At 75.8% G+C, this 19,721-nt stretch carries 16 protein-coding genes; 8 read left to right on the top strand and 8 right to left on the bottom strand.

The features are described from left to right. Window positions 1–69: 69 nt before the first annotated feature. Window positions 70–960 carry a LysR family transcriptional regulator gene (locus tag IF83_RS0124915; protein ID WP_030547823.1) on the bottom strand — a complete coding sequence of 297 codons (891 nt, stop codon included), beginning with the start codon at window positions 958–960 and terminating at the stop codon, window positions 70–72. 105 nt (window positions 961–1,065) lie between these two features. Between IF83_RS0124915 and IF83_RS0124910 the strand changes: the two genes are divergently transcribed. After that, window positions 1,066–1,467, top strand: coding sequence for a YybH family protein (locus tag IF83_RS0124910; protein ID WP_037681229.1), 402 nt, complete (start codon window positions 1,066–1,068; stop codon window positions 1,465–1,467). A 305-nt stretch (window positions 1,468–1,772) separates the two neighbouring features. Here IF83_RS0124910 and IF83_RS0124905 read toward each other — a convergent pair whose 3' ends face one another. Continuing rightward, window positions 1,773–2,216, bottom strand: coding sequence for a VOC family protein (locus IF83_RS0124905; RefSeq protein ID WP_030547818.1), 444 nt, complete (start codon window positions 2,214–2,216; stop codon window positions 1,773–1,775). A gap of 101 nt (window positions 2,217–2,317) precedes the next feature. Between IF83_RS0124905 and tap the strand changes: the two genes are divergently transcribed. Both tap and tpg read left to right on the top strand, forming a co-directional pair. Next, a complete protein-coding gene (tap, locus tag IF83_RS30655) occupies window positions 2,318–4,738 on the top strand; it encodes a telomere-associated protein Tap (protein ID WP_030547817.1) in 2,421 nt (806 codons plus the stop codon). A 5-nt stretch (window positions 4,739–4,743) separates the two neighbouring features. Then, window positions 4,744–5,298 carry a telomere-protecting terminal protein Tpg gene (gene tpg / locus IF83_RS0124895; RefSeq protein ID WP_030547815.1) on the top strand — a complete coding sequence of 185 codons (555 nt, stop codon included), beginning with the start codon at window positions 4,744–4,746 and terminating at the stop codon, window positions 5,296–5,298. Between the two features lie 133 nt (window positions 5,299–5,431). Here tpg and IF83_RS0124890 read toward each other — a convergent pair whose 3' ends face one another. The 5 genes from IF83_RS0124890 to IF83_RS0124870 all read right to left on the bottom strand — a co-directional run bounded on the left by IF83_RS0124890 (window position 5,432) and on the right by IF83_RS0124870 (window position 12,204). Beyond that, window positions 5,432–6,583, bottom strand: a complete 1,152-nt coding sequence (locus IF83_RS0124890) for a cobalamin B12-binding domain-containing protein (RefSeq protein WP_078843842.1) — start codon at window positions 6,581–6,583, stop codon at window positions 5,432–5,434. Beyond that, a complete protein-coding gene (locus IF83_RS0124885) occupies window positions 6,580–8,319 on the bottom strand; it encodes a SpoIIE family protein phosphatase (protein WP_394297373.1) in 1,740 nt (579 codons plus the stop codon). The genes IF83_RS0124890 and IF83_RS0124885 overlap by 4 nt, the downstream gene beginning before the upstream one ends. 464 nt (window positions 8,320–8,783) lie before the next feature. Continuing rightward, window positions 8,784–10,412, bottom strand: a complete 1,629-nt coding sequence (locus IF83_RS0124880) for an FAD-dependent oxidoreductase (RefSeq protein ID WP_030547808.1) — start codon at window positions 10,410–10,412, stop codon at window positions 8,784–8,786. A gap of 197 nt (window positions 10,413–10,609) precedes the next feature. Beyond that, the gene (locus IF83_RS0124875) at window positions 10,610–10,849 is read right to left on the bottom strand and encodes a hypothetical protein (RefSeq protein ID WP_030547806.1); all 240 of its coding nucleotides are present in this window, start codon (window positions 10,847–10,849) and stop codon (window positions 10,610–10,612) included. Then, window positions 10,846–12,204, bottom strand: a complete 1,359-nt coding sequence (locus IF83_RS0124870; RefSeq protein ID WP_078843840.1) for a S8 family serine peptidase — start codon at window positions 12,202–12,204, stop codon at window positions 10,846–10,848. Before IF83_RS0124870 ends, IF83_RS0124875 begins: the two co-directional genes overlap by 4 nt. A 508-nt stretch (window positions 12,205–12,712) precedes the next feature. Here IF83_RS0124870 and IF83_RS0124865 point away from each other — a divergent pair. Continuing rightward, a complete protein-coding gene (locus tag IF83_RS0124865; RefSeq protein WP_037681226.1) occupies window positions 12,713–14,989 on the top strand; it encodes an endonuclease in 2,277 nt (758 codons plus the stop codon). Here IF83_RS0124865 and IF83_RS0124860 read toward each other — a convergent pair. Beyond that, the gene (locus tag IF83_RS0124860) at window positions 14,968–15,957 is read right to left on the bottom strand and encodes a threonine ammonia-lyase (protein ID WP_051723333.1); all 990 of its coding nucleotides are present in this window, start codon (window positions 15,955–15,957) and stop codon (window positions 14,968–14,970) included. The genes IF83_RS0124865 and IF83_RS0124860 overlap by 22 nt on opposite strands. 217 nt (window positions 15,958–16,174) lie before the next feature. Here IF83_RS0124860 and IF83_RS0124855 point away from each other — a divergent pair, with 217 nt between their 5' ends. The 4 genes from IF83_RS0124855 (at window position 16,175) to IF83_RS0124840 (ending at window position 19,714) form a co-directional block, all read left to right on the top strand. Further along, on the top strand, window positions 16,175–17,041 hold the full coding sequence (locus IF83_RS0124855; RefSeq protein ID WP_030547799.1) for a helix-turn-helix domain-containing protein: 867 nt from the start codon (window positions 16,175–16,177) through the stop codon (window positions 17,039–17,041). A 3-nt stretch (window positions 17,042–17,044) separates the two neighbouring features. Beyond that, window positions 17,045–17,275 (top strand): DUF397 domain-containing protein, encoded by a 231-nt coding sequence (locus tag IF83_RS33365; RefSeq protein WP_030547797.1) that lies wholly within the window; start codon window positions 17,045–17,047, stop codon window positions 17,273–17,275. 66 nt (window positions 17,276–17,341) lie between these two features. After that, window positions 17,342–18,175, top strand: coding sequence for an SAM-dependent methyltransferase (locus IF83_RS0124845; protein ID WP_030547795.1), 834 nt, complete (start codon window positions 17,342–17,344; stop codon window positions 18,173–18,175). Between the two features lie 81 nt (window positions 18,176–18,256). Further along, window positions 18,257–19,714 (top strand): FAD-binding oxidoreductase, encoded by a 1,458-nt coding sequence (locus tag IF83_RS0124840; protein ID WP_078843837.1) that lies wholly within the window; start codon window positions 18,257–18,259, stop codon window positions 19,712–19,714. The last annotated feature ends 7 nt before the right edge of the window (window positions 19,715–19,721 follow it).

Below are 19,721 nucleotides of genomic sequence, written 5' to 3'. Positions count from 1 at the left end.
CGGCGGCCGGGTGTCCGTGCCGGCGGTGCCGGGCGCCGGACCTCCCGGACCTCGCAGACCTCCCGGTTCTCACGGGCCGCCGGCCCGCAGGGCCTCGCGGGCACGGCCCACCAGGGCCCGGCCCGCCGGACCGGCCGGGCCGCCGGCGCGCCACGCGAAGACCAGCCGCCCGCGCAGGCCGGGCCGCGTGATCGGGAGGGCCGCCAGCCGCTCCGGCCGCGCCGCGGCGACCACGGCGGGCAGGATCGCCACCCCGAGGCCGCGGGCCGCGAGTTCGGCGAGCACCCCGGGGTCGCCGGCCTCGAACGCGATCCGGGGGGTGAAGCCCGCGCCCGCGCAGGCCTCGTCCAGCCGGGCGCGCAGGCCCGTGCCGGAGGGGAGGCTGATCAGCGCGCGCCCGCGCAGCGAGTCGAGCGGGACGCCGGGGTGGGCCGCGAGTTCGTGGTCGCGGGCGACCGCGGCGACGATCGGCTGGTCGTCCACCACCAGGGACTCGAGACCGTCCGGCACCGTGTCGCCCACGCTGATGACCGCCGCGTCGAGACGCCCCGTGCGGAGGCCGTCGACCAGTTCGTCCGTGGTCTCCTCGGAGAGCGTGATCTCCACGGCCGGATGATCCCGGTGGAAGTCCGCGAGGAGACCGGGGAGATCCACCTTGTGCGCGGTGACGCTGCCGATGGCCACCCTGCCCCGCAGCAGACCGGTGAGTTCCTCGACGGCGATCCGGGTGCCGGCCGCCGCCGCGAGCGCGGTCCGCGCGTGGGGGAGGACCGCGGCGCCGGCCTCGGTGAGCCGCACCGAGCGCCCGGAGCGGTCGAACAGTTCCTGCCCGAGCTCCCGTTCGAGGCGGCGGATCTGCGCGCTCACCCCGGGCTGTGCCACGTGGAGCCGCTCGGCGGCCCGGGTGAAGTTCCGTTCCTCGGCCACGGCCACGAAGTAGGCGAGCTGGCGCAGTTCCATAACTGCTGATTCTAGTGACCAGACCTACCAGCTCTTGGACTTCTGGTGCGGGCTCCACCAGGGTGGTGGCGAGCGAGAGATCGGGAAGAGACCGGGGAGGAACCCATGACCGAGACGGGGACGGGGAACGGGAGCGGCACCGGCGCGCGGGAACGCGCCGTCACCCCCGAGGACGTGACCCGGCTGTTCGTGGAGCGGGCCAACGCCCGGGACGCCGAAGGGCTGGCCGAGCTCTACGCCCCCGACGCGGTGCTCGCCTACCCGCCGGGGGCCACGACCGTCGGCCGGGAGGCGATCCGCGCGGTGTGCGAGCGGATGCTGGAACACGTACCGCTGCCGTTCCCCCGGGAGGAACCGCTGCCCACGGTCCGCCACGGCGACCTCGCCCTCACCTCGACCCGCTCGGCGGACGGCAAGGGCGGCAGGGTGCAGGTCGTGCGCCGCGAGCCGGACGGCGGCTGGGTGCGGATCATCGACCGGCCGGAGACGCCGGGCACGTCGGCCTGACGGGGCCCGCCCGGGTGACGTGAGCGGCCCCGGGCCCGTCCGTCCCCGCCGGCGCGGGCTCGTTCCCGTCCGGACCGGGCCCGTGGCGGCGAGGTGCCCGGTGCGCGGAGCGGGCGGACACGGCCGGTCCGGGCCGCTCAGGGCAACCGGATGCCGGCTCGGCTCCGGGGTCAGATCCGGTCCGGCCCGGGACGGGCCCGCGGAGGCGGCGGCCGGCAGACGCGCGTGCCGACACGGTCCCGGGCACCCCCTACCGGGTCCCGGAGGGGGTTCCCCGCCCCGGCGGGGATCCCGGCGCGTCCGGGTCAGGACGGCTGGGCGTCGCCGAAGTCCGGGATGGTGATCGAGCCGTCCTCGGCGAGGGGGAAGCCCGGATTGTGGGCGATCTCCCAGACATGGCCGTCGGGGTCCGTGAAGGCGCCCGCGTAACCGCCGTAGAACGTGGGGGCCGCGGGCCGGGTGACGGTGGCGCCCGCTTTCCCGGCCGCCGCGAGGAGTTCGTCGACCTCCTCGGGGGACCGCAGATTGTGGGCGAGGGCGATCCCGCCGAACCCGTCCGCCCGGGTGTCCTCGACACCGGAGTCCCGCGCGAGCTTCTCGCGCCCCCAGAGGACCAGACCGAGCCCGCCCGCCTGGAAGAAGACCGTTCCCTCGACCTCCTGGCCCCGCCAGCCGAGGCGCTCGTAGAACGCCCGGGCGCGGGCCACGTCGGCCACGCCCAGAGTGATCAGGCTGATGCGCTGTTCCATCCCGTCAACCTAGCGCGCGGACCCGCGGTTGCCCTGGCGGTGGGCGGGGACGCCGGGTGTCGCATCCGGTGTATAAAGTCTGCGGCTGGGGGTGGTTTCCGGTGTCCGAGTTGTTCGAGGCGGTCGACGCCCTGGTCGAGCGCCGGGGCACGCTCCCGCCGCCCGCCGAGCGCGAGCGGCTGCGGAAGGCGCACGGTCTGACCCGCGAGCAGGTCGCGGAAGCGCTGGGAGTGCGCCGGGCCACGGTCGTCAACTGGGAGGCGGGGCGCACCGAACCCCGGCCGCCGCAGCGCCAGGCGTACGTCCGCCTGCTGGACAGGCTCGCCGCGCTCCACCCGGCCCCGGCCGGGCCCGCTGCGCCTGCCGCCGGGGGTGCCGTGCCGCCCGCATCCGCCGGGACTCCCGGTCCGGCCGGGCCTGCCGCGTCCCCCGAGGCTTCCACCTCCCCCGCGGCGCCTGCGTCCGCCGCGTCCCCCGGGCCTGCCGCGTCTCCCGCAGCGGCCGGGCCTGCCGCGGCTGCCGCACCGGGCGCGCCCACCGATGCTTCCGGCCCGGTCGGGCCCGTCGCGCCCCCCGCGTCACCGGCGCACGCCGGGTCCTCCGCACGGCCCGCGTCCGCCGGGACGTCCGCACCGGCCGGGCCCGGCGCGTCGCCCGTGCCTTCCGCACCCGCCGGGTCCGCCGTGCCCACGGGGCCCGCCGATTCGGGCGGTACCGGGGAGGCCCCGTCTCACCGTCACGCCGTCGCTCCGGCCGGGCCCGTGCCGTCCGCCCGTCCCCGGGAGGCCGCTCGGCCGGCCGGGTCCCGTGCCTCCGGCGGCCCGTCCGCCACCACAGCCGCAGGCTCCCGCGCGCAGCCCCGACTCCCCGCCGCCGACCGGCCGTTCGCGGACGGCCCGCTCGTGGTGCTGGACGGGGACGGCACCGCGTACGGAGTCGGCGGCCTGGTCCTGGAGTGCCCGGCGAGGACGGTGCCGGAGCTGGTCGAGTGGGCCCTTCGCGAGGCCCGGCTCGGCGCTGAGCGGCTGCATCCGGCCGGCCGGGACGCCGATCCGCTGGTCGTGCTGACCGACGCCGCGGCGGCCCGCCTCGGGCTGCCGCCCGAACTGGAGGACCGGCGCACCTTGCGGCTGCCGGCGGACCACCCCGTCGTCCGCACCGTCACCGGCGCCGGGTGGCGGCTCACCCGCCGTGGTTTCGGGCCCTGGCCGCGGATCTACCGGCCCGCGGCCGGCGGCCGGCGCCAGTGCGTGCAGCTCGCCGTGCTGCCCTTCGGCGCGCTCGACCCCCGCTCCTGGCCCGGCGCCGCGTCCCTGCCCGCGCCCCGACTGGCCCAGGTGCTCGGCGACTACGCCGCCCGGGTTCTCACTCCGCGCGGCTCCTGCGCCGTCAACGGCCTGGAGCTGATGACGGCCCTGCGGCCGCCGACCCGCCCGGTGCGCGAGGAGCGCGGGGAGCGGTGGGTGCCCGGCCCCGTCCCCGGTTCGCTCACGTCCGCCGTGGACCCGGCCCCGCCGGAGGCCCCCGAGGAACACCCCGTCGCTGCGGGCCGGCCCGAGGGCCAGGTGCTGGACGAGGAGGCCTGCGACTGGATCCGCGATCCCCAGCTGCTCACCGATGCCGAGTGCGGCCGGGTGTACGCGGTCGGGCTGGACGTCAACATGGCCTTCGCCGCCGCCGCCAACCGGCTGCCGGTGGGGCTGGGCGCCCCGGTCCACGTACGGGAGCCGCGCTTCGACAAGAAGCTGCCCGGCTGCTGGTACGCGGACCTGTCCGGGATTGAGATCGACCCGCGCCTGCCCAATCCCTTCACCCCGCACGGTGACCGCCCCGACGGGCCGGCCTGGTACGCCACGCCCACCCTCGCCTACGCGGCGGAACTGGGCCACGACGTCCGGCCGTCCGAGGCCTGGATCCGGCCGGAGCACGGCCCCTACCTGGACCCCTGGTACCAGCGGCTCCGCGATGCCTACCTGGCCACCATGGAACGCCTCGGCGTGACCCCGGGCATGCCGGAGGCGGACTTCCTGGCCGCGATGGAGCGGCACCAAGAGGCCGATCCCGGCCAGGCCGCGGTGCTGTCCGCCGTGAAGGCCACCGTCAAGGGCGGCATCGGGAAGCTCCGCGAGCGCCCCCAGGGCCGGGGTCACCGGCCCGGGGAGCGGTGGCCCGCGCTGGAACGCCCCACCTGGCGTCCGGACATCCGCGCCGCCGTGATCGCCTCGGCCCGGGTCAACATGCACCGCAAGATGCGCAAGCTGGCCGAGGGCGCCGGCCTGTACCCGGTCGCGGTCCTCTCCGACTGCGCCGTGTACCTCGCCGACGGCCCGTCACCGCTGGACGTGCTGCCGCGCACGCCGGAGGGCGCGCCGCTGCCCGGCGGCTTCCGGCTCGGGGTCAACCCGGGCATGGTCAAGCACGAGGGCACGCGCCCCCTGCTGTGGGCGGCGGAACTGCTCGACGCCGGGCACAACCCGGCCCGCCACATCAGGACCGGCGGCGCCGGCGACGGAGAGGAGTGAGCGGCGTGGGGGAGATCGGCGACAGCCTGCTCCGGGCCGACGAGGAGTCCTTCACCCGGCAGCCGCCCAAGTCCACGCAGGCGCGGGTCCGTTATCTGCTGGGCCAGGTCAAGACCACCCGGGCGGTGGCCGGGCTGCTCGGGGTCAGCATGCGCTCGGTCGAGCGCTATCTGCAGGGCACCCGGAAGCACCCGCCCCGTCCCATCGCGGACCGGCTGGAGGCCGAGGTGCGCCGCCGCTGGCAGCCCCGCGTCCGGGAGCGGGCCCGCCGCCGCGCCACCGACACCGGCATCACGGTCGAGACCCGGGCCCGCTTCGGCTTCACCGCCGCCCCCGGCTCCACCGACGACGGCCGGGTCCGCCGCCTCACCCAGCGTCTGCCGCCCGCGTACGCCACCCGGCTGCTGGAGGCCCGGGAGGCCGGGGCCGGCGAGGCCGAACTCCGCGGCATCGTCGCCGAAGGGCTCCAGGAGATCTACTTCAAGGACCGCGGCCGCCGCGCCCAGGACCTGCGGGTGGAGTTCACGGACATCGACTACATCGACATCGGCTACGGCTGACGGGCGCCCCGGTGACCGAACGGGTGCCCCCGTCCCGTCCCGTTCGTCCGTTCGTTTCGTTCGTTTCGTTCGTCCGGGCGGCCGGCCGGAGCGAACGGCCCCGTCGTTCCGCGGTGTTGGCCGGGCCGGGGGCTCAGGACGGGGCGCCCTCGGGGGCGGCCGCCGCGGTGCCGGGGGCCGGGTGGAACTCCGCGTCGAGGGCCCGGCGGGCCTCGGCCAGGGTGGTGAGGGCGCGGGGGAAGTCGCCGAGCAGCCCGGTCAGTACGTCCAGGGCGGGGCGCAGGGTGCCGGCGGGGACGCCGCGTGCGGTGAGGATGCCGCCGGTCCAGGTGAGGAAGCCGCTGAAGAGCTCCGGGTCGCCGGTGTAGAGGGCGGTGGCGAGGAAGTCGACGACATGGGCGATGTCCTCGGCGGTGTGCCGGCGCTGCGCGTCGGTGTAGTCCCGCATTGCCGGGATGCGGGACTCCAGCCCGGCGAGGGTGTCCCGCACCAGCCGGGGCGCGTCCCGGGAGACGAGGGTGTACTCCTGGTCGGCCAGATGCGGAAGCCGGTCGACGGGCTGCCGCACCGGGGCCGCCGGGTCCCGCGTGAGCGGCCCCTCGTCGAGCCGGGCGGCGGCGGACCGGGCGTCCGCCGCCCAGGCGTCCGCGCCCAGCAGGCGGGCGTACCGGCCGTCGGGGCCGAAGGCCGCGCCTCCGGCCAGGACCGGGATGCCGGCGGCCTGGCAGGCGGTGATGGTGGCGTGCGCCGTCGGCAGGCGGGTGGGGATGGAGCTGGAGAGGGCCACCGCGTCGGGCCCGGTGAGGTGCAGATGCGCGATGAGGTGCGGGGTGGGCACCTGGGCCCCGAGGAAGTCCACCCGCCAGCCGCGCAGCCGCAGCACCTCGGCGAGCAGCCGGGCGGGCAGGGCGTGCCACTCCCCGTGCACGCACGCCACCGTGATCCGGCCCCGGCCCGGCTTTCCGCGGCTCGCCGGGTGGTGGGCGATGGCGGCGACGGCGCGGTCGTTGATGGCGGTGGCCGCGTGCTCCTGGGCGACGGTCATGCGGTTGGCGGCCCACTCGCGGCCCACCCGGGCCTGGACGGGGGCGACGCACTCCAGGAGGAGGCTCTCCGGGTCTGCTCCGGCGTCGAGGGCCGCGAGCAGGGTTTCCGTCGCCGCGTACTCGTCACCCGCCGACACGGCCTGCCACAGGAGCTCGGTGACCGGCACACCGGCCGGGCCCGGGGGCGGGGCGGCCTGGGTGGCGGGAGGCGCGGCGGGGGAGTGGGGGGTGCTCGTCATCCGGGGTGTTGCTCCTGTGGGGGGATACCGGGGACGGCGCGGCGCGCGGGGGTGCCCGCCGGGCCGGGACGCCGGCGGAGCGGGGCGCCGATCGCCACGACGGCCATGTCGTCGTGGCGGCCGGAGCCGACCCACTCGGCGGCGAGCATCTGGACACGCTCCACGACGGCCTCCGCCGGCATCCCGGCGCATTCGGCCAGCGCGTCCTGGAGGCGCTGCTCACCGAACATCTCGTCACCGAACGGGCCGCCCCTGGCCTCGGTGATGCCGTCGGTGTACAGCAGGCACGTTTCTCCGGGCGCCAGTTCGGTGACGGCCGTGTTCGCCCTGATCTCGGGCAGCACGCCCACCAGACAGCCGCGGGTCGCCGCCTCCTCCACCCGGCCGCCGGCGCGGACGATCAGCGGCGCCGGATGCCCGGCGCTCGTCAGCCGGAGCCGCACCCCGTCCCCGCTCCGTACGGCCGAGGCCAGGACGAGGGTCGCGAACCGGGTGCTGCGGGAGCCGAGCAGTGCCCCGTTGAGCAGGTTCAGCAGCCGCACATGGTCGGTGGCCAGGGGGAGCAGCGCGTGCACCGTGTTGCGGATCTTCCCGGTGAGCGCCGCGGCCTCCAGGCCCTTGCCGCAGACGTCGCCGAGGACGGCCAGGCACTCCTCGTCGCCGCCGGTCCCCGGGTGGACGTTGTAGAAGTCGCCGCCGATGCGCTCGCTGTCGTCGGAGGGCCGGTAGCCGCCGGCGAACTCGACTCCGCGCAGCGGCCGGAGCGGGGGCGGCAGCAGCTCCCGCATCAGGACCCGGCTGATCGCCGACTGCTCCGCGTACAGCCGCGCCGCCGACATCGCGGCACCGGCCCGGGCCGCGAAGATCCGGGCGAGGGTCTCCTCGCTCTCGCTGAACGACGTCCGGTCCGAGCGCCGCACCAGGATGAGCGCGCCCGCCGGGACACCGTGACCGGGGAGGGGCGTGACGGCCATCGAGCCGACGGTCCCGGTGAAGCCGGGCGGCACCACCCAGTCCGGGGCGGCCGCCGGGTCGATCCAGCGGGAGGGCACCGGCGGGAAGCCCTGGAGGGCCTCGCTGAGCCCGGGCACCATCCGGGCGTCGGCGAGGACGTCGTGGCGGGTGACGCGCCCGTCGGGGCCGCAGTAGGTCATCGGCAGCCGCCCGTCGAGGGCGGGGGCGACGACGACCGCGGCGTCGGCCAGATGCCGGGCGGCGAGCTGCGCGGTCACCTCCATGCAGCGGCGCGGGTTGAGCGAGGCCAGCAGCTGGTTGGACGCTTCCGCCAGGAACTCCGTGCGCCGGCGTTCGAGGCGTACCTCCTCCTCGGCCAGCTCGGCGCGGCGGCGGTCGGTCCGGTCGGTGAGCCACCACACCACCGCGCCGTCCTCCCGGAAGGAGGGGCGCGCCTCCAGGAACCGGTCACCGGCTTCCCCGCGCACGGCCTCGTCCTGCCGGTCCGGGGAACCCCCGGGGGGAGCGGTCTCCGCGGCGGCGGCCAGCCGCTGGTGGGCCAGCGCCAGCCAGGCCGGGGCGGCCTCCGGCAGGGACGCCCCCGGCACGGCGGAGGGGAGGAGCGCCGCCGCGCTCCGGTTGGCCTCCCGCACGGTGCCGGCCGGGCTCACCACCAGAACGGGCTGCGGAGCGCCGAGCCAGGTGCCGCCGACGCCGCCGGTACCGGCACCGGCGTTCGCGCCGGCACCGGCCGGGCTCTGGGAACAGATGGAACTCTCCACACCGAAAGGCCTCGCAGAGCGAGCCCCACCGCCTCTCCGTAAGAACGACCGGTCTTCCTCCCCTTCCGCAACCATTCCGTACAGATGCCCCAGTGGCAATCTCCGCCGCCCTTCCGCGGCGTTCCGGGCGGCGTTTCCCTCGCCGACGGCGGCCGCCCCGCTCCGGGAGGGCGCGGCCCCGTGTCCGCCTTGTCCCCCAGGGGACAGCAGGGGAACGAAGGCCGGCCGCCCCCGGCGCGGCCGGGCCGGGCACCTGCGACACGCGGAGGAGGCGGTGAGGATCTTCACACGGAGAGCCGTGGCGCGGCGGGGGAGGCGAGGCCGGCGGACGGGGCGGCGCGGGGCGGGTGTGCACGGCACGGCCGGCGGCCGGCTTCCCTGTCTCCGCCGGCCGGAGCGGCTCCCGCCCGGCCCGGCGCCGTCCCGCGCCGTCCCGCGCCGTCCCGCGCCGTCCCGCGCCGTTCTCAGCGGGCGGGACGGCCGGCCTCCCAGGTGCGCCGGCCCCCGTCCAGGTTGACCGTCCGGAACCCCTCCTGGACGAGGATCCGCAGCGCCGCGTGGCCGCGCAGTCCGCCCTCGCAGAAGACGAGGATCTCCCGGTCGCGGGGGAGCTCGCCGAGCCGGTTCCGGAGGTCGTCGAGGGGGATGTTCCGGGCGCCGGGGATGGTCCCCCGCGCGTACTCCGCGGGAGTCCGGACGTCCAGCGGCAGCGCGCCCGCCGCGAGCCGGCTCTCCACCTCGTGCCACTGCACGGTGGGGCTGACCCCGTCGGCGAGGTTCCCCGCCACGTAACCCAGCATGTTGACGGGGTCCTTCGCCGATCCGAAGGGCGGCGCGTAGGCGAGCTCCAGATCGGCCAGTTCCGGTGCCGTCAGACCGCCGGCGATGGCCGTCGCCAGGACGTCGACGCGCTTGTCGGCACCTTCCGGCCCGACCGCCTGGGCTCCGAGAATCCGTTCGCCGCCGGGCTCCACCAGGAGCTTCAGCGCCAGGGGCCGGGCGCCCGGGTAATAGCCGGCGTGCGAGGCGGCGTGCAGGTGCAGCGCGCGGTAGGGGCGTCCGGCGGCCCGCAGCCGCTTCTCGTTCCAGCCGGTCGTGGCCGCGGTCAGGCCGAGGACCTTGACGACGGCCGTGCCGACGGAGGGCCGGGCGCGCACCGGGCGGCCGGCGATGGCGTCGGCCACCAGACGGCCGTGCCGGTTGGCCAGGTTGGCCAGCGGGACCAGGGCCGGTTCACCGCTGAACGCGTCCCGCTTCTCCGCCGCGTCCCCGACCGCGAAGACGTCCGGATCACTCGTGCGCTGCGCCTCGTCCACGGCGATGCCGCCGAAGGGGCCCAGCTCCAGGCCCGCGGCCCGCGCCAGCGCGGTCTCCGGGCGCACTCCGGCGGCGAACACCACCAGGTCTCCCGGGAGCGTCTCACCGGTGCTCAGCTCCACCGCGTCCGGCAGGACCTTGGCCACCCGGGTGTCCAGCCGCAACTCGATACCCCCGGCGGTGAGTTCGGTGGCGAGCGGCCGGGCCATCTCGGGGTCCAGCGGGGCGAGCACCTGATCCGCCGCCTCCACCAGCGCGACCGCGAGGCCCCGGTGCCGCAGGTTCTCGGCCACCTCCACGCCGATGAAGCCGCCGCCGACCACCACCGCGCTCCGGGCGCCGTCCTCCACCCGGCGCAGCACCCGGTCGGAGTCCTGCACGTCACGCAGTGTCAGGCCCCGTTCGGCACCCGGAACCGGCGGTACGACGGGGGTGGCGCCGGGGCTGAGGACGAGGCGGTCATAGGGCTCGGTGTATTCGCGGCCGTCGCGGAGATCGCGCACCCGCACGGTCCGGGCCGACCGGTCGACCGAGAGGACCTCGTGCTCCACGCGGACGTCCAGGGCGAACCGTGCCCCCAGGTCCTCGGGCGTACGGAGCAGCAGATCGGCGCGGTCCGGGATCACTCCGCCGATGTGGTACGGGAGACCGCAGTTGGCGTAGGACACGTGCGCGCCGCGTTCCAGGACGACGATCTCCGCTCTCTCGTCGAGACGGCGCAGCCTGGTGGCGGCGGACATCCCGCCCGCGACTCCTCCGACGATGACGACCTTCACCTGATGCTCCGTTCCCCTGCGGGTCCCCTGTGGGTTGATACCCCTGAGGGTATGCACCCGGAGTGGGCGGAACGGGGGGCCGAAGGTCCCGGGGGCGGGGTGCGGAACGGTCCATGAAAAATACCGCTCTCCGGGGCCGTCCGGCCGCCCGCCCGGTGGCATCGCGCCGGGCGGGCGGCCGGGGACCGCCGTGACCGCTACTGGACGGGGGAGTCCGGAGGCGGGATCCGGTAGCCGCGCTCGCGTTCGACCGCCTCGACCCCGTCGATCGACTCCAGCCCCGGCAGCCGGTCGTCACGGACCGTCCCCGTGAGCGATCCGAGATCCGGCAGCTCGGAGGCCACCTCCAGACCCGCCTCCCGGAGGGCCCGGACCACCTCGGGAAAGCGCCCCGGGTCGACCGCCACGACGACGGGTACGGGCCGCGGCGCGCTCACGGCACCTGCAGCAGTCCCGCGCCCACGTCGACGGCCGGCAGCGGCAGCCGACGGGCCCCGGCGAGCAGGAACGACTTCAGCTCGGCGGCCGACGCGCCCGGAGCGGCCTCGGCGAACAGCGCGACCGCACCGGCCACATGGGGGGTGGCCATGCTGGTGCCCCGCAGCCGCCGGTGGCCCGGGGCCTGCGGCCAGGAGGACAGCACGTCCACGCCGGGGGCGGCGATGTCGATCTGGCCGCCGTCGGGATTGAGCCCGGCGTTGGAGAAGGACGCGACCGCGAACGCGCTGTCGAGCGCGGCGACGGCGAGGATCGAGGGGCAGTTCGCCGGGTGCCCGACGGGCTCGGTGAACTCCGGGCGCCCGCTCTCGTTGCCCGCCGCGGCGACGACCAGGGTCCCGGCCCGCATCAGCCGCCGGGCGATCTGCTCGTACACCCGCGAGGGGCGCTCGCCCGGGCCGACCGGGGAGCCGAGCGACATCGAGATGACCCGGCAGCCCTGCCCGAAGGCCCAGTTCATGCCCGCCAGGATCTGGGTGTCGGTTCCGCCGCCCGCGTCGCCCAGCACCTTGCCGGCGTAGATCTGCGCCTCGCAGGCCACGCCGTAGCGGGGCGCCGCGGCGGGTGTCCGCGGCCCGCAGGACGTCCCCACGCAGTGCGTGCCGTGGCCGTGGCCGTCCTGCACGGACTGGCCGGGGACGAAGGAGGCCGTCCCCTCCAGGCGCGCGGCCAGATCGGCATGGCCGGTGTCCACGCCGGTGTCCAGGACGGCGACGCGCACCCCCTGGCCCGTGAAGGCGGACTGCGCGACGCCGGTCGCCTGCAGTCCCCAGGTCATCCGGGACTCGTCGAAAGCGGCGGTCCCGGCCTCCCGGAGGGCCGCGGTGTCGATGCGGGCCAGCGCGTGCTGGACGAGCTCCTCGACCCCGTCGTGGTAGCCGCGCAGATAGTCGGCCGTCGCGGTCTCGGTCCGGGACTCCGTCAACTGGGAGGCCCAGAGCACCCGCTCACGCTCCACGGCGAGGACGGACGCGTCGTCCCGGGCGGTCGCCATCACGGCCTGCCGCTGGTCGGGCGCCGCCTGGACGACCCCGACCCCGAGGTCCTCGAACACGACCGACCCGGCCTGGTCCAGCACCTCCGCGGTGCTCTCCGTCACGCCGGGGCGTATCCGTTCCGCCGGTTCGGTGCCGGCCCGGGACCGCAGGGCCGCCATGCCCTCCTCCTCGGCCCCGGGGGCCAGCAGGACGAGGAAACGGTCGGTGTACTCCCCGGCGGCCTTGGCGATGCCCGCGTCGGCCAGCTCCGGGCGGCCGCGGTGCCCGCGGCCGCCCGCTGTCTCATGGTGGTTCATGGCTGCTCCGGTTCATGCCCCCCGGCAGGGATGGTCGGTGCGCACCGGCCCCCGCCGACGCCGTCGTCGTGCCCTCACCACCGACGCGCCGTCGCGCGGCACGGGTGCCCCCACCGGCCCGGCCGGTGCTCCTCCCACCGTCACGCCGCCGGAGGCCCGGCGCAAACGGGGCCCGGAGGCCCGCGCCGGGGGCCCGGACCGGCCCGTGGTGCGGCGCCCCGGAGAGCGGGAGCGCGGCCGCGCGGCCCGTCCGCCGCCGTAAGCCGCCACCGGCCGTGTCCCCCGCCGCCTTTGTTACTCCATACGGGTGAGGGCGGCCGTGCGTCCCTCCGTACCGGCGGCAGGCGAGGGAGCAGGGCCGGGCGGGGCGGAGGAAAAGGGATCCGGGATGAAGGGAGGCGCGGGCACCGGGCCGGGAGGCGGGGGCACCTCCGGGGCCGGACACTCGGGAGAAGGGGAGGAACGACACCATCCGGCATTCGCCCCCAGGGGCGGTGAGGAGGCGGCCGTGGTCACCGCCGCATACGTGTCCCAGCTCCGCGCCGCGGAGTCCCGCTACGCGCGGCGCGCGGAGGAACGGACGGAGACGGCCCGGAGACTCGACAGCCGCGGTGTGCTCCACGCCGACGAGCCGGCGCGGGTCACCCGGCGTCTGGAACGGCTGGGCGCCGACTGGTCGCTGGCGACCGCCGTGGCGCGGACGCCGCCGCTGGCCTCGACCGGAGGAACCCTCGACGGAGCGGTGGCCCCCGAGCACTTCGGCTCCGGACTGCTGGGCCTGGAACGGCTGATGGGGCGCAACGACCTCATCGACATCGGCTTCCTGGAGTCGGGCTGGCTGGCGTCCCGGTCGGTCGGCCGGGTGGTCGTCCGGGGGCGCGACGCCCACTACGGCACCGGCTTCCTGGTGTCGCCGTCCCTGCTGCTCACCAACAATCACGTCCTGCGCGACCAGGAGGAGGCCGGGCGGGGCGTGGTCGAGTTCAACTTCCAGACGGGCGCGGACGGGACCGCGCCGGACCCCGTGGCCTTCCGCCTGGAACCCGCGCGGTTCTTCGCGACGGACCGGGACCTGGACTTCACGGTGGTCGCCGTCGCCGGCCGGTCCGCCGGCGGCGAGCCCCTGGCGTCGTTCGGGATGTTGCCGCTGGACGAGGCGCAGGGCAAGGCGATTCTCGGCGAGATGGTCAACATCGTCCAGCACCCGAACGGGGAGCCGAAGCAGCTCGCACTGCGGGAGAACAAGGTCATGGACCTGCTGGAGACGTTCGTCCACTACGAGACCGACACCGCGCCCGGGTCCTCGGGCTCACCCGTCTTCAACGACCAGTGGGAGGTGGTGGCGCTGCACCACTCCGCCGTCCCGCTCACCGACGGCGACGGCCACTACCTCGCCCTGGACGGCACCCGCTGGACGCCGGAGACGGGGGAGCAGAACCTGGCCTGGAAGGCCAACGAGGGCGTCCGCGTCAGCCGCGTGGTGCGGGCGCTGCGGGACCTCCCGCTGACCGGCGCCCCCGATGCGCTCCGGGCCGAGCTCCTGGAGGCCGCCGGCGCACGGCCGCCGGCCGTTTCCTCCGTCCCGGCCGCCGCTCCGTACCCGCTCCCCTCCGCCTCCGGGCCGGCGCGGCCGGAGACGGGGCCGGCGGGGGACGGAGCCGGCAGCCCGGGCGCCGCGGCGCCCGGCGCCCGGGGCGCCCTCGCCGGCTGGACCCTTCCGCTGCGGATCGACCTGACCGTCGGCCCGGAGACGGAGACGGAGACGGAGACGGGAACCGGGACGGGAACAGGAACGGCGGCGGGGGTGGGAACGGGAACGGCGGCGGCCGCGGCCCGCACGCCGGCGGCCACGCCGTCCGCCCCCGGCCCCGAGCACCCCTCCACGGCCCCCGCCGGCGGGCGCGCGCCGGCCGCCACCGGGCTCGGCGCGGCGCTGGTCGACCTGGAGGCCGGCTCCTCCCGCCCGTACTACGACCGCGCCGCCGACGAGATCGCGCGGGAGACGTACTACGCCGCCGTGCGCGAGTCCATGGCCGGCGCCTCACCCGCCGAACTGCGCTCTCTGCTAGCCGAGTTGCTGGAGAGCAGCCATCTGCGCCGCCCCGCCTACCAGCCGATGCGGCTGGTCTACCCCTGGGTGGATCTGCACCCCGACCGGCGGCTGCGCAGCCTCTACTCCGGGAAGAGCTTCGACCCCGTGGAGTTCATCCGCGCCGACGCCGCCACCGAGGCCGTACGGGCCGCGCGCTGGCGGGAGTTCCTGCTGCGCGAGAGCGCCCCGGGCCCCGGCGCGCTGGCGGCCGAGTCCGCCGCGCTCGAGGCGGCGCTCCCGTACAACTGCGAACACGTCGTCCCGCAGTCCTGGTTCGAGCGGCGCGAGCCCATGCGCGGCGATCTGCACCATCTGTTCGCCTGCGAGACCGGGTGCAACAGCTTCCGGGGCAACTTCCCGTACACCGACTTCCCGGACTTCGGCGAGGCCCTGCGCCACGACTGCGGCCGGCGCGAGCAGGCCGAGGGCTTCGAGCCGTCGGCGGGGAAGGGTCCGGCCGCCCGGGCCACCCTGTACTTCCTGCTCCGCTATCCCGGGTACATCGGCGACGCCGCCCGCGAACTCACCCCCGGTCGGCTGGAACTGCTGCTGGCCTGGCACGAGGCGGACCCGGTCGGCGAATACGAGCTGCACCGCAACGCCGCCGTCGCCGAGATCCAGGGCAACCGCAACCCGCTGATCGACCACCCGGGCTGGGCCCGCGCCGTCGACTACTCCGCGGCCTGGGCCTGAGCGGCCTCCCCGGCGGCGGTCAGGGCCGGCCGCACGCCGGCGTCCGCCATGACGTTGCCGCCGGAGAGCACCACCCCCACCGGGCCGGGGGCCGGCCGGAACCGGCCCGACAGCACGGCCGCCAGGGCCAGCGCCCCGCTGGGCTCGGCCGTCTGCCCGTACTCCCGGGCGTAGACGGCGACGGCCCGCCGGATGTCCTCGTCGGCCACGGTGACGCGCTCGTCGAGGAGCCGCGCCGCGAGCTCGCCGGCCATCGGGTCCGGGTCGGCGCTGTCCAGCGCCCGCGCCTGCCGCGATCCGGCGGTGCCCGCGGCGATCCGGTGCTGCGGGGCGCTGCTCACGGTGAGGGAGCGGGCCGGCGCGACCCCGACGACCTTCACGCCGCGCCGTCGGCCGCGGGCGACCAGCGCCGAGCCGGCGGCCAGGGAGCCGCTGCCGAGCGGCAGGATCAGCGTGGCCAGATCGGGGACCTGGCGCAGCATCTCCCAGGCGACCGTGCCGGCCCCGATGATGGCGTGCCGGCCGCCGGGCCGGATCACCGTGAGGTCGTGCCGCGCGGCCCGTTCGGCCAGCAGCGCCTCGCCCGTCCGCGGCGAGCGGGCCGGATGGAAGAGGGGACGCGCGCCGCACGCCAGCAGATCGCGCACCAGCGAGGCGGGGGCGTCGTCGGGCACCACGGCCGTGACCGGGACGCCGTAGCGCCGGCCGGCCCAACCCAGGGCGCGGACGAAGTTGGCGCGGCCGCGGCCGATCACCCCCCGGTCCAGCCGGTCCGGCGGCAGGCCGGCCAGCAGCCGGATCAGGCCGCGCACCTTGAAGGAACCGCCCGGCTGGCGGCTCTCCAGCTTGACGAACAGCCGCCGCCCCAGGCGCTGGTCGACCTCCGGGCAGTGGTGGACCGGGGTGCCTCCCGCGAACAGGCTGAGCACGGGGAGGGTCGCCTCGATGTCGTGGACCGTGGGTGTCACCGGGTGCTCCGATCGGGTCGCCGCCGGCAGGGAAGGACCGTGAACGGAGGCTCGGCGAACCGCCGTTCACGCGTCGCGGACCCTCATTCTGGCCGAGACTCTCGTCGCGCAAGGCTCATTCTGATAATTTCAGATTGATGTATCCGGCGCGGCGCGGCACGCGCGGCCGTCGCCTGGCGGCTGCGGTAACCCGCGTACAGAACAAGGGGGATGACGGATGGCCAGACTCCGGTCGATCAGCACGCCGACCGTCCGGCTGGTCATTCTCGGCAAGCGGCTGAAGGATCTGCGGGCGGCCGCCGGGAAGTCGTACGGGGATGCCGCGAAGGTGCTCGGCGTCAGCGAACTGACGATCCGTCGGATGGAGAAGGGCGAGGTCGGGCTGAAGATCCCGTACGTCCGGAGCCTGCTCGCCGAGTACGGCGTGAGCGGGCAGCAGGAGACCGACGACTTCCTCGCCCTGGTCGAGGCCGCCAACAAGCCCGGCTGGTGGCACCGCTACCGAGACGCGCTGCCCCCGTGGTTCAAGACCTATGTGGCGCTGGAGGAGGAGGCCGGCGTCATCCGCGCCTACGAGCCGAACTTCATCCCGGGCCTGCTGCAGACCGAGGACTACGCGCGGACGGTGCTCCGCGCGGGCCTCGGCAAGGGGGCCGAGGAGGAGGCCGAGCGCCGCGTCGCCTTCCGCATGGAGCGGCAGAAGCTGCTGGAACGCCCGGACGCGCCCCGCCTCTGGGTGATCATGGACGAGACGGTGCTGCGGCGCCCCATCGCCCCGCCCGAGGTGATGCGGGCCCAGATCGAGCACCTCGTCGAGGTCTCCTCCGCCCCCAACATCGCGCTCCAGCTCATGCCGTTCGCCCTGGGCCTGCACCCGGCGATGTACGGGCCCTTCCACATCTTCCGCTTCCCGCAGCCGGAACTGCAGGACATCGTCTACCTCGAGAACCTCATCGGCGCGGTGTACCTCGACGAGTACGACGACGTCTCCGCCTTCGGAGAGGTCATGGACCGGATGGGCGCCCAGGCCCTGCCGGTGCGGCGCACCACGGCGGCGCTCGACGCCATTCGCAAGGAGATCTGAACCATGGACCGCGTGTACAGCGCAGCCCGGGAGCTCGGGGAAGACGGCTGGCGGAAACCCTGGAGCGGCGACAACGGCGGAAGCTGCGTCGAGGCGCTGGAGCTGGGCGACGGCCGGATCGCCGTCCGCCAGTCCGAGGACCCCGACGGCCCCGCGCTGCTCTTCACCCTCCCCGAGATCGAGGCCTTCACCCGGGGCTGGGCAGCCGGCAAGACGCAGCTGCTGTCCTCCTGACCGGCCCCGTTTCCGGGGGCACACCCGACGCGCCGTCGACCGGCGCCGTGACTGAAAGGGCACCGCATGTCGGACGACATGAGCTGGACACACCGGACTCCGGAGCACGTGCCGCCGGAGATCGACACCACCCGGCCCAGCATCGCCCGGGTCTACGACGCGATCCTGGGCGGCAAGGACAACTACCCGGTGGACCGCGCCGTGGCGGAGGAACTGAACGAGGCGTTCCCCGACGGCGGCGCGGGAGCCCGGCTCAACCGGGCCATGCACGGGCGCGTGGTGCGCCATCTGGCCGAGATGGGCGTCGACCAGTTCCTCGACCTGGGATCCGGCCTGCCCACGGCGCCGAACACCCATGAGGTGGCGCGGTCGGTGATCCCCGGGGCGAAGGTCGTCTACGTCGACAACGACCCGATCGTGCACGCCCACGGCCGGGCGCTGCTCGCCGACGACCACCGGACCATCGTGGTCGACGCCGACGTCCGGGAACCGGACAAGGTGCTCACCCACCCCGAGGTCACCGCAGCCCTCGACCTGGACCGCCCCGTCGGCCTGCTGCTCCACGCGGTGATCCACCACGTCGTCGACGCCTACGATCCGCAGGGCATCGTCGAGGCCTACAAGAAGGCGATCGCGCCCGGCAGTTACCTGTCGCTGACGCACTTCACCTCCTCCTCCACCGCCGCCGCCCGGGGCCTGCAGGAGGTCCTGATGAAGGCCCTCGGCACCGGCAGGCTCCGCAGCGTGACGGAGATCGCCGGCTTCTTCGACGGACTGGACCTGGTCGAGCCCGGACTGGTCTATCTGCCGTACTGGCGGCCCGACGGGCCGGTGAGCGCACCGCTGGACATCGCGGGCCTGCTGACCTGCGGCGGGGTGGGGCGCAAGCCGACCGACTGAGCGGGCGGCGCGCCGCCGCGGGGAAGCCCGGATGCGGCCCGGCCCCCGGCGCCGGATGCTGGGAGCCGAGGAGGTTCCGGCATGAGCGGGAAGCAGCGCGACCGGGGCGGGAGCGGACCGGCGGCGGTGGGCCGTTCCCCGGCGGACGCCGCCGTGGCGGGGGCCGGCGGGGAGGAGCTCGCCGCCCGGCTGCGGGGCAGGCTGCTCCGTCCCGGCGACCCCGGCTACGAGCCGGCGCGGACCCTGTGGAACGGCATGATCGACAAGCGTCCGGCCCTCGTGGCCCGCTGCCGGGGCGAGGAGGACGTGGCCGCCGCCGTGGACTTCGCCCGGGACCACGGGCTGCCGCTCGCCGTCCGCGGCGGCGGCCACGGCGTGGCCGGACAGGCCCTCTGCGACGGCGGGCTGGTGATCGACCTGTCGGAGATGCGGGAGGTCACGGTCGATCCGGAGGCGCGCACGGCGCTGGCCGGGGGCGGCTGCACCCTGGGCGACGTCGACCGCGCGACCCAGCGGCACGGGCTGGCCGCCCCGCTGGGGGTGGTGTCCGCCACCGGCATCGCCGGACTCACCCTGTCCGGAGGCATGGGCTGGCTGCGCCGTGCCCACGGGCTGAGCTGCGACAACCTGCTGTCGGCGCGGGTCGTCACCGCCGACGGGCGCGTCCTGACCGCGCGGGAGGAGGAGAACGCGGACCTCTTCTGGGCGATCCGGGGCGGCGGGGGCAACTTCGGCGTCGTCACCTCCTTCGAGTACCGGCTGTACCCGGTGGGGCCGGAGGTCTACTTCTGCAACGTCTACTTCCCCGCGGACCGGGCCCGCGAGGTGCTGCGGGACTGCGAGCGGTGCCTGCGGGAGAGCCCCGTCCCGGCGGCCCCGATCGGGGTCCTCGGCCGGATCCCGGAGGCCCCGGAGTTCCCGCCCGGGGCGTACGGGCAGCCCTTCGTCGCGGTGCTGGCACTCTTCCCCGGCGACCCGGCGGAGGGGGAGCGGGCCCTGCTGCCGTTCCGGGACGTCGCCGAGCCGATCGCCGACCTCAGCGGCGTGCTGCCCTACACCGGGGCGCAGACCGTCCTGGACGCGGACTATCCGGACGGCGGGCGCTACTACTGGAAATCCGTGAACGCGGACGGGCTCGGGGACGAACTCATCGACCGCCTGACCGCGCACGCCGCCGCGGCGCCGTCGGCGGCCTCGACCATCGACATCTGGTTCCAGGGCGGCGCGATGGCCCGGGTGGGGGAGCGGGAGACCGCGTTCGCGAACCGGAACTCGCCGTACCTGTTCGGCATCGAGGGGAACTGGACGGACGAGGCCGACTCGGCCGCCAACATGGCCTGGGTGCGGGAGACCGCCGCGGACCTGCGCTCGTACTCCGGCGGCGGCACCTATCTCAACTTCCCCGGTTTCCTGGAGGAGGGCGAGCAGCAGCTGCGCGAGGGCTACGGCAGGAACTACGAACGCCTCGCGGAGATCAAGGCCCGGTACGACCCGGGCAACCTCTTCCGCCTCAACGCCAATATCCGGCCGCACGCCTGAGGCGGCA

The sequence above is a fragment of the Streptomyces albus subsp. albus genome (assembly GCF_000719865.1).
GTDB lineage: Bacteria > Actinomycetota > Actinomycetes > Streptomycetales > Streptomycetaceae > Streptomyces > Streptomyces albus_E.
The sequence above is the reverse complement of the archived record's forward strand: the minus strand, read 5'-3'. Positions and strand labels throughout refer to the sequence as shown.